This window comes from Aromatoleum anaerobium, assembly GCF_012910705.2.
Classification (GTDB): Bacteria; Pseudomonadota; Gammaproteobacteria; order Burkholderiales; family Rhodocyclaceae; genus Aromatoleum; species Aromatoleum anaerobium.
In genome coordinates this window covers 387,247-400,645 of sequence record NZ_WTVG02000039.1, presented here as the reverse complement: position 1 = coordinate 400,645, position 13,399 = coordinate 387,247, and the positions used below count along the sequence as shown (strand labels likewise).

General features: G+C 64.8%; 11 protein-coding genes. 8 read left to right on the top strand and 3 right to left on the bottom strand.

Annotated features, from left to right (window positions below; translation table 11 throughout):
• Positions 1-155: 155 nt before the first annotated feature.
• Positions 156-2,618: an efflux RND transporter permease subunit gene (locus tag GO606_RS14120; RefSeq protein ID WP_169119915.1), complete on the bottom strand. Its 2,463-nt coding sequence runs from the start codon at positions 2,616-2,618 to the stop codon at positions 156-158.
• The gene (locus GO606_RS14115) at positions 2,618-3,634 is read right to left on the bottom strand and encodes a WD40/YVTN/BNR-like repeat-containing protein (protein WP_169119914.1); all 1,017 of its coding nucleotides are present in this window, start codon (positions 3,632-3,634) and stop codon (positions 2,618-2,620) included. The genes GO606_RS14120 and GO606_RS14115 overlap by 1 nt, the downstream gene beginning before the upstream one ends.
• Before the next feature lie 288 nt (positions 3,635-3,922).
• Between GO606_RS14115 and GO606_RS14110 the strand changes: the two genes are divergently transcribed.
• From GO606_RS14110 to GO606_RS14085, 6 genes are all read left to right on the top strand, one after another.
• A complete protein-coding gene (locus GO606_RS14110) occupies positions 3,923-5,146 on the top strand; it encodes an acyl-CoA dehydrogenase family protein (protein ID WP_169119913.1) in 1,224 nt (407 codons plus the stop codon).
• A 103-nt stretch (positions 5,147-5,249) separates the two neighbouring features.
• Positions 5,250-6,008, top strand: coding sequence for an SDR family oxidoreductase (locus GO606_RS14105; RefSeq protein ID WP_169119912.1), 759 nt, complete (start codon positions 5,250-5,252; stop codon positions 6,006-6,008).
• Positions 6,005-7,060, top strand: coding sequence for a ferredoxin--NADP reductase (locus tag GO606_RS14100; protein WP_211166786.1), 1,056 nt, complete (start codon positions 6,005-6,007; stop codon positions 7,058-7,060). The genes GO606_RS14105 and GO606_RS14100 overlap by 4 nt, the downstream gene beginning before the upstream one ends.
• Positions 7,061-7,196: 136 nt before the next feature.
• Positions 7,197-7,946: an electron transfer flavoprotein subunit beta/FixA family protein gene (locus GO606_RS14095; RefSeq protein ID WP_169119911.1), complete on the top strand. Its 750-nt coding sequence runs from the start codon at positions 7,197-7,199 to the stop codon at positions 7,944-7,946.
• A gap of 14 nt (positions 7,947-7,960) precedes the next feature.
• Complete coding sequence (locus GO606_RS14090; RefSeq protein ID WP_169119910.1) at positions 7,961-8,905, top strand: electron transfer flavoprotein subunit alpha/FixB family protein; 945 nt, start codon at positions 7,961-7,963, stop codon at positions 8,903-8,905.
• Between the two features lie 131 nt (positions 8,906-9,036).
• Positions 9,037-10,212 (top strand): helix-turn-helix transcriptional regulator, encoded by a 1,176-nt coding sequence (locus tag GO606_RS14085; RefSeq protein WP_246979584.1) that lies wholly within the window; start codon positions 9,037-9,039, stop codon positions 10,210-10,212.
• 26 nt (positions 10,213-10,238) lie between these two features.
• On the opposite strand, the gene GO606_RS14080 is transcribed toward GO606_RS14085, so the two are convergent.
• The gene (locus GO606_RS14080; RefSeq protein WP_169119909.1) at positions 10,239-11,105 is read right to left on the bottom strand and encodes a cache domain-containing protein; all 867 of its coding nucleotides are present in this window, start codon (positions 11,103-11,105) and stop codon (positions 10,239-10,241) included.
• 305 nt (positions 11,106-11,410) lie between these two features.
• Here GO606_RS14080 and GO606_RS14075 point away from each other — a divergent pair, with 305 nt between their 5' ends.
• A complete protein-coding gene (locus GO606_RS14075; RefSeq protein WP_246979582.1) occupies positions 11,411-12,349 on the top strand; it encodes an SDR family oxidoreductase in 939 nt (312 codons plus the stop codon).
• Between the two features lie 186 nt (positions 12,350-12,535).
• On the top strand, positions 12,536-13,396 hold the full coding sequence (locus tag GO606_RS14070) for an SDR family NAD(P)-dependent oxidoreductase (protein WP_169119908.1): 861 nt from the start codon (positions 12,536-12,538) through the stop codon (positions 13,394-13,396).
• Positions 13,397-13,399: the final 3 nt, after the last annotated feature.

Below are 13,399 nucleotides of genomic sequence, written 5' to 3'. Positions count from 1 at the left end.
AGCCGCTTGCGTCGTCTGCCAATGAGACGGCGGGATGTGGTGGTAGCGAGGCCCTGATCGTGGTTCAAATGGAAACGGGCGGCTGCACGATCGCTCGCGCTGCCGCCCGTTGCGCCACGATCCCGTGGCGTTCGATGTGTCGCTTGGGCTGCTGCTTACCGGATCGCCACCGGGCGTGCCTGGGTGAGTACCGTCGGTTTTGCAGCGGAGGAGGCAGCTTTTCGTGTGGCCCCTTCTTCGGCGGGAGGTACGGCGGTCGCCTGGTGTCTCTTGCGTTGCGCTTCGACGCCCAGCCAGCAGGCGAGCGCCGGCAGCAGGAAGATTGCGCCGAGCACGTTCACCAGGAACATGAACGCCAGCAGCACGCCCATGTCGGCCTGGAACTTGAGTGCCGAGAAGGCCCAGGTGCCAACGCCGATCGACATCGTCACTGCGGTGAATACCGCGGCGGTACCGCGCTGCCGCATCGCCTCGTAGAAGGCTTCGCGCAGCGAGGCGCCGTTATGCTCCATTTCGTGCTGCAGGCGTTCGAAGATATAGATGCCGTAGTCGACGCCGACGCCAACGCCGAGTGCGATCACCGGCAGCGTCGCGACCTTCAGGCCGATGCCGAGCAGGGCCATCAGCGCGTTGCACAGGATGCAGACCAGCAGCAGCGGCACGATCACGCAGAGCACCGCGCGCCATGAGCGAAAGGTCAGCCAGCACAGCAGCGTGATCGCGCCGAAGATCGACGCGAGCATCTGTACTTCCGCGCGTTCGACCGCTTCATTGGTCGCGGCAGCGACGCCGGCGTTGCCGCCGGCGAGGCGGAAGCGCACGTTCGGTGTCTGGTCAGCGTCGATGAATTTGCGGACTTCGTCGACGACATGCTTCAGCGTCGCCCCCTGGTGATCATTGAGGAATACCACCAACTGGATCGTCTTGCAGCCGTGTGTGTTCAGTCCCAGTTCCGGGTTGGCGGCACGTCCGCCGGTGCGCAGCGCGGCTTCGGAGCGTTGCAGCGCGGCCCAGCGCGGGTTTGCCTCGTTGTTGCCGGCGGCGTAGAGCTTGGCGCGGCCGGCAACGGTGGTCACCGACTGCACGCCGTCGACGCCGCGCATCCGGAGGTCGAAGCGCTCGATCGCGTTCATCACCTCCCAGTTCAGGCAGGCTTCTTCGAGGTTTGCCGTTTCGACGAAAACCGACAGCACGTCCATGCCGATCGAGTAGCTGGAAATGATCTGCGCGTTGTCGCGGTTGTAGCGCGATTCGGCGCGCAGTTCCGGCACGCCGGTGCCGACGTCGCCGGTCTGGAGCTGGCGCGAGAACCACGTGCCGCTGCCGAGCAGCACGAGCATCACCGCGAAACTCACGAGCGCAGGACGCGGCCTCGACAGGCTCGACACCGCCCACCACAGGCCGTGCTTCTCGTGGGTCTCGATCGGCGCGTGCAGGGCGATGCGTTCGAGGCGCAGATGCGACAGGATGATTGGCATGAACATCTTGTTCGTCATGATCATCAGCGCGACGCCGAGGCAGGCGGTGACCCCCAGTTCGTGCACGATGGGGATGTCGATGACCATGATGACGAGAAAGCCGAGCGCGTTCGCAAGCAGCGCCATCGTGCCCGGTACGGCGAGCTTGCGGAAGGCGCTTTCGGCGGCTTCCATCGCGGTCAATCCAGCCAGCACGTCCTGCTTCCACGCGTTGGTCATCTGCACCGCGTGCGACACGCCGATCGAAAAGATCAAAAAGGGCACGAGTACCGACATCGGGTCGATGCCGTAGCCGATCAGCGGCAGCAAGCCGAGCAGCCAGATCACCGGCAACAGCGCGACCGCGATTGCGAGCGCGGTGAGCTTCAGCGAGCGGGAGTAGAACCACAGCAGCAGCGCGGTGATCACGAACGCGATCGCGAAGAAGGTGACGACGGTGAACAGGCCGTCCATGACGTCGCCCATCACTTTCGCGAAGCCGACGATCTGGATCTCGATGTGGTCGTTCGCGAACTCGCTGCGGATCTGTTCCAGCTTGCGCGCGACGTCGGCGTAATCGAGCTTCTCGCCGGTCTGCGGGTTGATTTCGAGCAGGTCGGCCTGGACCAGTGCGGACTTCAGGTCGTTGGAGACGAGCCGGCCGATTTCGCCGGATTTGGCAACGTTTGCGCGTACCTGCGCGAGGCCGGTGGCGTCGGCTTCGAAGCGCGATGGGATGACGACGTCGCCGGTGAAACCGATCTCGGTGACTTCGATATAGCGGACGTTCGGTGTGAACAGCGAGCGCACGCCACCACGATTGACGCCGGGAATGAAGAAGACTTCGTCGGTGACCTTGCGCAGCACCTGCAGGAATTCGGCGTTGTAGATGTCGCCGTCACCTTTCCAGTGCACACTGACCATGACACGGTTGGCGCCAGAGAAGGTGCCGGAGTGTTCGAGGAATGCCCCCATGTATTCGTGTTTCAGCGGAATCAGTTTGTTGAATCCTGGATCGAGGCGGGTATTCAGGGCAGAGATGCCGAGGCCTACGGTCACCAACAGGAACAGCAGGCCGAGCGGCTTGCGCCACGCGATCAGCACCCTGGCGAGAAAGGCTACCAGGGCGTCGGTGCGGGAAAGGGAAGTCGCGGTCGTCATCAGGAAACTCCGGAAGTCTGGGGCGGGGCGCTGGATTTCGTGGCCTTTGCCGGCGCCTCGGCGGCGGGGTTGTGCACTTGCAGCCCACCATCGCTGGCAAGTAGCCAACTGCCGTCCGCCCGGATATAAATATCGGTGAGGCTCGCGCGGCCACTCTTGCGCACGATGCTGAAGCTCTGGCCAGCGTCGCTACTGGCAAGCACGATGCCGCCTTGACCGAGCAGCAGCAGGCGGCCGTCCGCGGTCAGGGTATGGCCGTACAGCGAGATGGGCGCCGGCACGGTCGACGCGGTCCAGGTCAGGCCGCCGTCGCCGCTGCGGAAAACATTGCCGCGCATGCCATAGGCGACCCAGTTCGCATCGCCAAGATGCACCGCGCCGTACAGGGAACCGTTGTAGAAGGCGGGAACCGGCGTCCAGTCCTTGCCGCCGTCGACGGAGCGCAGCACCGATCCCGATTCGCCGACGATCAGCCATTGTTGCCGGTCGGCCGAGGCGGCGATGTCGTTCAGGTGCCAGTCTTCCTGACCTGCGAGCGTGAATTCCTGCCAGGTGTTTCCGTCGTCGCCCGAGCGCAGCGTGCGACCGAAAGCGCCGACCGCGATCCAGTCGCCCGAAGGCAGTCGGGCGGCGGACATGAGGGGCTCGCCGTTCTTCTCGTCGAACGCGACTTCCACCCAGTTCAGGCCGCCGTCGGCAGTTCTGAGGATCCAACCTTCATGGCCGATGGCGATCCCGGTTTTGTCGTCGGCAAAGACCAGGCGGGTGATCAGCGCCTGCCTCTGGGCGGACAGGCTGGCGGGTTTCCAGGTGTCGCCGTTGTCGGCGGAAACCAGGATGGTGCCCAGTTCGCCGGCGGTGACAAGGCCCGCAGTGGTGCGGAGGATGCTGTTGAGTTGCATCCGGTCCACCGGAATCCGGGTCGCTGCCAAGGGCGGTACGCTGCGTGGCGAGAATGCAAAGATGCCGGCGAGTGCGACGATCAATGCCATCGCCATGCCCACAACTGTTCGCATGGACTGTCTCCTTATGGATCGTTCTGCCAATGTAGTCGATGGCAGCGTGGCGCTCATTATTGTCGTGTGTCGTCCGGCGGCATCGTCCAAAAGGGTTAATGAGGATTTGACGAGAAATTGGGACGCCGGCCCTTCCGCTTTGTCTGCTGCCGCATCAGGCCTCGATTTTCGTTAGTCCGTTCAGACGATGAGTTGCCATGGGGCGTGTGAAAACCTTGCGCCAACGGGTGATATGGCCCAATGAGACATTTTCTTGCCGGCGGGCACGATATCGAGGAGGTGCGCGGAATGGGTGTTCTGACAAATGATCAGGTGGCAGGCGTTCTCGCCGAAGACTACATGACCGCGGAGGCGGTCGCGCTGCTGCAGCGTGCGCGCGAACTCGCGCCGCGGCTGGCGGCGCGCGCGGCCGATGCCGAGCGTGCCGGGCTGGTGCCGGTGGAGTCGGTGCGCGAGATCGAGGCAGCAGGGCTGTTTCGCGTACTGCAGCCGCGCCGCTGGGGCGGTTACGAACTCGATCCGCGTGTGTTCTACCGGGTGCAGATGGCGCTCGCCGAAGGCTGCATGTCGACGGCCTGGATTTACGGCGTGATCGGCGTACACAACTGGCAGTTGCCGCTGTTTACCGAACAGGCGCAGCAGGACGTCTGGGGTACCGATTCGTCGACGCGTATCGCCTCGACCTACATGCCGGTCGGCAAAGCCGAAAAGGTCAACGGCGGCTACCGCTTCTCCGGGCGCTGGGGTTTTTCGAGCGGCGTCGAGCATTGCGAGTGGATCTTCCTTGGCGGGCTGCTACCGAAGAACGATGGCTCGGGCGCGCTCGAACACACGACTTTCCTGCTACCCAAATCGGATTACCGCGTGGAGCACAACTGGGACGTGCTCGGCCTGCGTGCGACCGGCAGCCACGACATCGTCGTCGACAACGTCTTCGTGCCGGAACACCGGACGCAGCGCACCAACGACCATAGCGACGCCGGCTGCCCGGGGCGTGCGGTGAATCCAGGCTGGGTGTATCGCATCCCCTTCACCCAGGTGTTCCAGCGCGCGGTGTCGTCGGCGTGCATCGGTGCGCTCGATGGCGCAATCGCCAGTTTCCGCGCACGTGCCGCCGCCCACGTCGGCAAGCACGGCGCGAAGACCGCAGACGACCCGAATGCGCAGATGGCCGTGTCCGAGGCAATGATGGTGACCGACCAGCTAAAGCTGGTGCTGTTCCGCAATTACGCGCGCATCGTCGAGTGCGCGCGCAGCGGCGAGCGGATGCCGGTCGAGGAGCGCCTGATGCAGCGCGCGCAGGCGTCGCAGGTGCCTAAGTTGTGCGCCCGCATGGCGGACGACCTGATGCGGGCGTGTGCCGGGTCAGGGCTTTACAAGACGAATCCGATCGAGCGCGTGTTTCGCGACATCCACCAGTCGCGCGGCCACATCGCCAACAACAGTGATGCCTACGCGCGCTCGCACGGGGCGGTGATGTTGGGCTTGCCGAATGCGGACCCGTTCGTGTGAGTGGTGGCGGTGAGGGGTTTGAGGCTGCTGGTTTCCGGCCGGAATGACGGTTTATCTATCCAGTTGCCGGGTAAACGGCGACCGAAACAGACAGGAGGACGTCATGGGACGTCTGGAAGGAAAGGTAGTTCTCGTGACCGGCGGCGCGAGCGGCGTCGGGCGCGAGGATGTGCTGCTGATGGCGCGCGAAGGTGCCCGCCTGGTGCTGGGGGACCGCAATGAGGAAGCGGGCAACGCGCTGGCGCGGGAGGTCGGCGATCAGGCGATGTTCGTGCGCCACGACGTCAGCAGCGAGGCGGACTGGCAGACGGTGATGGCGGCAGTCGGCGAGCGTTTCGGTCGCCTCGACGTGCTGGTCAATAATGCCGGGATACTGGAATCGGCCTCGCTGGAGGAGGCGACGCTGGAACACTGGCAGCGCATCCAGCGGGTGAATGGCGATTCCTGCTTCCTCGGCTGCAAGTACGGCGTTCTGGCGCTGAAGGCGCACGGCGGTTCGATCATCAACATGGCGTCGGTGTCCTCGTGGTTGCCGGTCGACGGCTACGCCGCGTACAGCGCGTCGAAGGCCGCGGTCGGTGCGCTCACTCGCGCCGCGGCGCTGCACTGCCGCAAGCGCGGTTACGCGGTGCGCGTCAACTCGGTGCACCCCGACGGCATCTACACGCCGATGATGCAGGCCAGTGCCCCGGGCGTCGATCCGAAATACCTGCTGTTCGATGCCGAGAAAAACCGGGCCGGGCGGGCATGTATGCCGGACCAGATCGCCAACGTCGTACTGTTTCTCGCCTCGGATGACTCGCGCTTCGTCAGCGGCGCCGAGATCCGCGTCGACAACGCCATACTCGGAATCGGGCTATGAGCATCGCGCCGGTCCGCTATCACGCGCTGCGGGTCCGGTCGGTTGTCGTCGAGACGCACGACACGAAGTCGTTCGAGCTGGAAATTCCAGCCGAACTGACCGATATGTTCGCGTACCGCCCGGGCCAGTTCCTGACCCTGCGCGTGCCGGTGCTCGGTCGCCATCTGCCGCGCTGCTACTCGATGTCGAGCACGCCGACGCTCGATGCGCTACCGCGCGTGACGGTCAAGCGGGTCGCGAACGGCCGTGCGTCGAACTGGCTGTGCGACCGACTCAAGGCCGGCGACGTGCTGGAGGTGATGGCACCGGCCGGCGTGTTCACGCCTCGCACGCTGCAAGGGGATTTCCTCCTGTTCGCGGGCGGCAGCGGGGTCACGCCAGTGTTCGCTATCCTGCGTGCGGTGCTGGCGCACGGCCAGGGACGGGTCGCGCTGATCTATGCGAACCGCGACGAACGTTCGGTGATCTTCCGCGAACGTTTGAAGGAACTCGCCGCGGCGCATCCGTCGCGCCTGCAACTCGTCCACTGGCTGGATTCGGTGCAGGGGGTGCCTGCGGTCGCGCAGCTCGCCGAGCTGGCGCGGCCATGGACGGCGGCGCAAGTTTTTATCTGCGGGCCGTCGGCGTTCATGGATGCGGCGGTCGCAGCGCTTGAAATGCTTGGCGTCGACGGCGAGCACGTGCATGTCGAGCGTTTCGTATCGCTGCCCGATGAGGAAGACGTCGCCGCCGTTACCGCGGCGGCAGCGGCGAACGCGCCAGAAGACGGCGTTGCCGAGGCCGAACTCGAAGTCTCGCTCAACGGCGAACTGCACAAGCTCGTCTGCGGCGGTAGCGAAACCCTGCTCGACGCGATGCTGCGTGCCGGGATCGATGCCCCCCACTCCTGCCAGGCCGGCATGTGCGCGTCCTGCATGTGCCAGGTCCAGGAGGGGACGGTGCATCTGCGACACAACGAGGTGCTCGACCAGAAGGATTTGGCGCGCGCGTGGACGCTCAGCTGTCAGGCGGTGCCGACCAGCGAGCGGCTGCGGATCCGTTTCGCGGAGTGAGGCCGCGCCCCATCCATTCCGCTTAGTCTTGATGGAGGATGCCCGGCGGCGTCGCTTGTCCGATGATGCAGGCAGGGCCGGCGCCTCGCTGGCGGCCGCCGGTGCATCGAAATCATGCTCTAAGTGGGAGGCGCAAGTGAAAATTCTGGTCCCGGTGAAACGGGTGGTCGATTACAACGTCAAGGTCCGGGTCAAGTCGGACCACAGCGGGGTGGAGCTTTCCGGCGTCAAGATGGCGATCAACCCCTTCGATGAAATTTCAGTGGAAGAGGCAGTGCGCCTGAAGGAAGCCGGCATCGCCAGCGAAGTCATCGCGGTGAGCTGCGGCGCCGCGGTGTGCCAGGAAACCCTGCGCACCGCACTGGCGATGGGGGCTGACCGCGCGATTCTGGTCGAGACCTCAGCCGAACTCCAGCCGCTGGCAGTGGGCAAGCTGCTCAAGGCGGTGGCCGAGCGCGAGCAGCCGCAACTGGTGATCTGCGGCAAGCAGGCGATCGATGACGACGCGAACCAGACCGGCCAGATACTTGCCGCGCTGATGGGCTGGGGGCAAGCGACTTTCGCATCGAAACTGTTGGTCGACAAGGGCACGATCCGCGTCACGCGCGAAGTCGACGGCGGGCTGGAAACGCTGGAGCTGCCGCTGCCGGCGGTCGTGACCTCCGACCTGCGCCTGAACGAGCCGCGCTACGCGACGCTGCCGAACATCATGAAGGCGAAAAAGAAACCGCTCGACGTCATTCCGGCGGCCGATCTGGGCGTCGATATCGCCCCCCGGCTGCGCCATCTGCAGCATGCCGAGCCGCCCGCGCGCAAGGCAGGGGTCAAGGTCGCCGACGTGGCCGAGCTGATCGAGAAACTCAGGCACGACGCCAAGGTCATTTGAGGAGTTTGCGAAAAATGAAGGTTCTGGTTATTGCCGAGCACGACAATCACAAACTCGCCGCGGCGACGCTCAATGCGATCAGCGCGGCGCAGCAATTCGGCGGCGAGGTGCAGGTGTTGGTCGCCGGCTGCGATTGCGCGGCCGCGGTTTCCGAAGCGGGAGCGGTGCAGGGCGTGGCACAAGTGCTCAGCGCGAACGCCGCGCATTACCGTGACCAGCTGGTGGAAAATCTCGCGGCACTCGCCGCCGGCCTCGTCCGGGATGAAGGTTTCAATGCGGTACTTGCGGGCGGGTCCAGCTTCGGCAAGAATCTCGCGCCGCGGCTCGCCGCGCTGCTCGACGTCGCGCCGGTGTCGGACGTGGTGTCGATTGCCGCGCCCGGTAGATATGTGCGGCCGATCTACGCGGGAAACGTGATGGTGTCGGTGGAGTCGGACGAACCGATGCAGGTGCTGACGGTACGCACCACGGCTTTCGAGGCGGCGGCAGCGGGCGGGAACGCGACGCTGCGCGAACTGTCTCCACGAGAGGATTTGGGTGTTTCGCGGCTGGTCGGGCGCGAGCTCAGCAAGTCCGAGCGACCGGAACTTACCGCGGCGCGGATCGTGGTCTCTGGTGGACGCGGCCTCAGCAGCGGCGAAAAATATCGCGAAGTGATGGAGCCGCTGGCCGACAGGCTGGGCGCGGCGCTTGGCGCATCGCGTGCCGCGGTGGATGCGGGCTTCGTGCCGAACGACTATCAGGTCGGCCAGACGGGCAAGATTGTCGCACCGGACCTCTACGTTGCGGTCGGCATTTCGGGCGCAATCCAGCACTTGGCCGGCATGAAGGATTCGAAGGTTATCGTCGCGATCAACAAAGACCCGGACGCGCCGATCTTCCAGGTTTCCGACTATGGCCTGGTTGGCGACTTGTTCGAGATGGTGCCCGAACTGGTCGCGGGGCTTGCCGTGCAGTGAGCTTGCAACGATCCGGCGGTCGCGGACCGCGACCACCGGGCTGGCGATGTCCCGAGCGGGCGTGCGAGAAAGACGGGAAGAGGAGAAAACTCCCTGAACCCCTAAACCAATAACTTCGGTGAGGAGAGCTCGTGGAGTCAACGAAAAAGGCCGCGGCGCTTGCCCTGGCGCATGCCAACCTGGGACTGGAGACATACGACCGCATCGTCGGCGCGCTGTATGACGCCGCTCTCGACGCCAAGCTCTGGGCGGCCGCGCTCGAATTATTCCAGGAGCTGTTCGCAGCGAATTACGTCACCTTGATTCTGCGCTCGCCCGACCAGACCGACATGGGGCTGATGATCGCGGTCGGTGACGTTGAAGGGGGTGGCAGGGTTAATTACCTGACCTACCCGCACAGCGCCACGCCCTTCCTCAATCAGCCGGCCGATCGCGTGTTCACCGTCGACGACGTCATGAACGAATCCGAGTGGCGGCGTTCGCCGTATTACCAGCACTGGTGCGCGCCGCGCGGCGTGTTTCATGTGATGGGGGTGGATATCTCGACGCCCGGCGCGGGCAAGCTGAGGTTCCGCATTACCCGGCCGGAATCCGCGCCGAAGTTCTCGGCCGAGGACCGCGCGCGCTGTGAAGCCCTGCTGCCGCATCTGCGTCGTGCGCTGCACATGCACAATCTGCTCGACCGCAGTGAATCGCTCGGTGCGCTGTATTCGCAGGCGATCGGGCGCCTGTCGATTGCGACCATCGTGCTCGACGAGAGCGGCAAGGTGCTGGACCAGAACCTGATCGCGAAGGAAATTCTCGCCAGCGGCGACGGGCTCAAAGTGGTCGGCGGACGTCTGGAAGCTTCCTACCCGAGCGACAACCGCGAATTACAGCGCATTGTGCGTAACGCGTTCGCGCGCTACGGCACTGAAAACATCACAGTTGCAGAGGCGATGTCGGTGGCCCGCCCCTCCGGGCTGGTGAGCCTCGGCGTGGTCGTCGAGGTCGTGCCATCGAGCGAATGGGCCGAAGGCAAGGGTCAGCCGGCCGCAGTCGTCTATATCCGCGACGCCGCCGGCAAGTCGCTCGCAAGCAGCGCGGTCGCGAAGCAGCTGTTCAACCTGACCCCGGCCGAAACGGCGCTCGCGCTCGAACTGACCAACGGACTGTCCCTTGAAGAGGCCGCCGAAGCGCTGAACATCCGCCGCAACACCGCTCGCGCGCACCTGCGTTCGATCTTCTCGAAAACCGGCGTGCGCCGCCAGACCGAGCTCGTGCGCATCATGCTGAACAGCGTTGCGGCGCTCAGTCGCAATGGGTGAGTGCGACCTGCGTGTCGCCACCCAACTCAGGGCAGGGTAAAGGCCCCGGAGCCAATGAGTTTGTCACCGACGCGCACGACGTAGGTACGCTTCGGTTCGATTTTCTGCGTTGCCGGATTGCGCCACGTGTACTGCAATTCCCCTTCGCCCTTCTTCTTGGCGATGCCGATCATTTCACGGACGAAGAACTTGCCGGAGGCGTCGCGCTGCTCGCCGACATTGCGGCCGATCTGGCGCGGGGCGCCGCCGTGCGCATACACGACTTGGTCGTCGAGGCCGATGACGAAAACGTAGAGTTCATCTTGCACGAAGCTGCCGTTTACATCGTTGAAATGTTCGAAAGCGCGGTCGCCGTGCTGCTTGTATTCGTGCACCGCGCGCCACAGCAGGGATTTGGCAAGTTCGAACGAGGCGCGCGGGACGTAGTAGCCGGCGATCAGGATCGCGTCGCCGACCGCGCGGTAGCTGGCGATCTTGCGTTCGGTACGCCCGTCCATAGGATTGAACCAGCGGTATTCGACGACCCCGTTGCCTTTCGATTTCGCTCCTTCGAGGATTTCGCGGAAGAAGGGCTTGCCGTCGGCATCAGTCATGTCGCGCAAGTTGCGCCCGATCAGCGCGGCCGACGAACCGCCACTCGATAGCATGACGCCGTCGCGGCCGAGCACGTAGACGTAGAGTTCGCCATCCTTGAATTCGCCGGCCTGGCTGAAGGCTGCAAGCGCTTTCTCGCCCTGGGCGCGGTAGTGGGCTTCGGCACGGTCGAGCAAGGCTGCGGTGCGGGCCGCATCGTGGGTTGCGGTTGCCGTGGCGTCCCCGGGGGTGGCCGCAGCCGGGGAGGACAGCGCGACGAGCAGCGACACAGCCGCGATCAATGCTTGAATGGTCTTCATCTGGGGCTGTCCCGAGGATTTTCGTGGAAATGTCGCTGGCTGTAGTGGGGCCGGCATGTTGCGATTCGATACTATCGTCGGTGCTACTGCGCTCCGTCGTCCGAATGGACTATACCGGGCATGACAGCGCCAAAGCGAGCAGGATGGCGATATCGCGCCGATTGCAGCGGCGATCTTGGCCCAACTAGGTATCTAAACCCTTGGCCCGGACCGTCATGAGCAACCCGGCGAGTGGATTCACTGAGGATATTTTCGGGCTGCGTTCATAGTCTTCTTGGACGACGACGCCAAGTGCCGAGTGACCGATGATCGGACCAGCGCTCGCCCGCTGGCAACGCGATTACCGCTGGGCGTGCGATCGGGTACAGGCCGAGGAAGTGCCGCAGGGCTTAATCCGTACCGGCCGCGTTCGTTCGTCCGTCCGAACGACGCCAGCCGAAATTCATTCAACCAGGAGTTTTTCCATGCCAGTTACTGTTGTCACCGGTTCGGCCTCGGGTATCGGCGCGGCTGTCTGCAAGGTTCTCAACGCTGCCGGCCATCGCGTCATCGGAATCGATCGCGGCGCTGCGGACACGAATGTGGATATCGTGGCCGATCTGTCCACCCCGGCCGGTCGCCAGTCGGCCGTCGATGCGGTCATCGAGCGCTGCAGCGGCGTGCTTGACGGCCTCGTGTGCTGCGCCGGCGTCGGTGTGACCGCACCCTCGGCCGGGCTCATCCTCGCCGTCAATTACTTCGGCGTCACCGCGCTCGTCGATGGCCTCAGCGAAGCGCTCGCGAAAGGCAAGCGGCCGGCGGCCCTGATCATCGGTTCGGTCGCTTCCACCCAGCCGGGTGCGGACAGCCAGCCGATGGTCGCGGCGATGCTCGCTGGCAACGAGGCCGACGCACGGGCGCAGGCCGATGTGCTTGGCGCGCCGCACGTCGCCTATGCCAGTTCCAAGTATGCGGTGACCCGCTACGCGCGTCAGAAAGCGGTCGTGTGGGGGGCGCGCGGAATGCGGCTCAACGTCGTCGCCCCCGGTGCCGTGGAAACGCCGCTGCATCAGGCTTCCAAGGAAGATCCGCGCTTCGGCGAGGCTGTGAAGAAGTTTGTTGCGCCGCTGGGCCGCGCCGGTCAGCCGGATGAAATCGCGGCCATGGTCGCCTTCCTGCAGTCGGACCAGGCCGCCTTCATCCACGGCAGTGTCATGTTCGTTGATGGCGGTATGGACGCGATGGTGCGCCCGGACCGCTTCTGACGGTGGGTGTCCGACGAGAACGATGAGACCGTCGAGCAGCGCTTCGGCAAGGTTGGCAGTCAGGCTTGAAGAGGTTGACGCCGCGGCGACGACTTGCCGGCCTGCTGACCTCGTCCAGATTGATGATGTAGCGCGCTCCCTTTCGAAGGACTATCGGACCATCGACATGGCAACGAGAAAACTGCAATGACCAAAGTCGCATTCATCACCGGCGCGAGCCGGGGGATCGGCCGCGAGACCGCGATCGCGTTTGCGCGCGCCGGCTTCGATGTCGCGATCAGTGCGCGCACCCTTGAAGAGGGCGAGTCGCACGCCCACGCCCTGCGCACTGCCGACGGCAGCCCGTTGCCCGGCAGCCTCGCGTCGACGGCTAAGGCATTGCGGACGTTCGGCCGCAAAGTGCTTGTGATCCGCATGGACCTGCTCGACGATGCGTCGGTACTGGCCGCTGGAGAGGCGGTCCTGAAGGAGTTCGGTCGCATCGACGTGCTGGTGAACAACGCCGTCTACCAAGGCAGTGACCTGAATCTTCCGTTCATGGACCTGGAACCCGCGACGCTGCAGCGCGTGTACCAAGGCTATGTGATGGCCCCCTTCCTGCTGACGCGCGCGCTGCTGCCGCGGATGATCGAACAGGGCGGCGGCGTGGTTATCAACGTGAGCTCCGGTGCCGGCGAGAGCGACCCTCCGGTCGCTGCCGGGCGCGGCGGTTGGGGTTATGGATATGGCGTGGGCAAGGCCGCAGTATCACGACTGTCCGGCATCCTGTCGGTGGAACTGGGCGAGCGCGGCATCCGCGCCTATACGGTCAATCCCGGCGTCGTTACCACCGAGGCGCTTAAGGCGACGATCGGCGACAAGGGGGTGATCGCGCTGCGCAACGGTTCCGCACCGCCGGAAGTTCCGGCCGCGGTGCTGCTGTGGCTCGCGACCGCACCGGAGGCGGAGCGCTTCCAGCGTCGCACTATCGCGGCCCAGCCCTTCGCGCGTGAGCAGGGCATTGTGCCCGAGTGGTGGGAGGCTGCTGCTCCGCGGGGGCAGGTGTGAGCG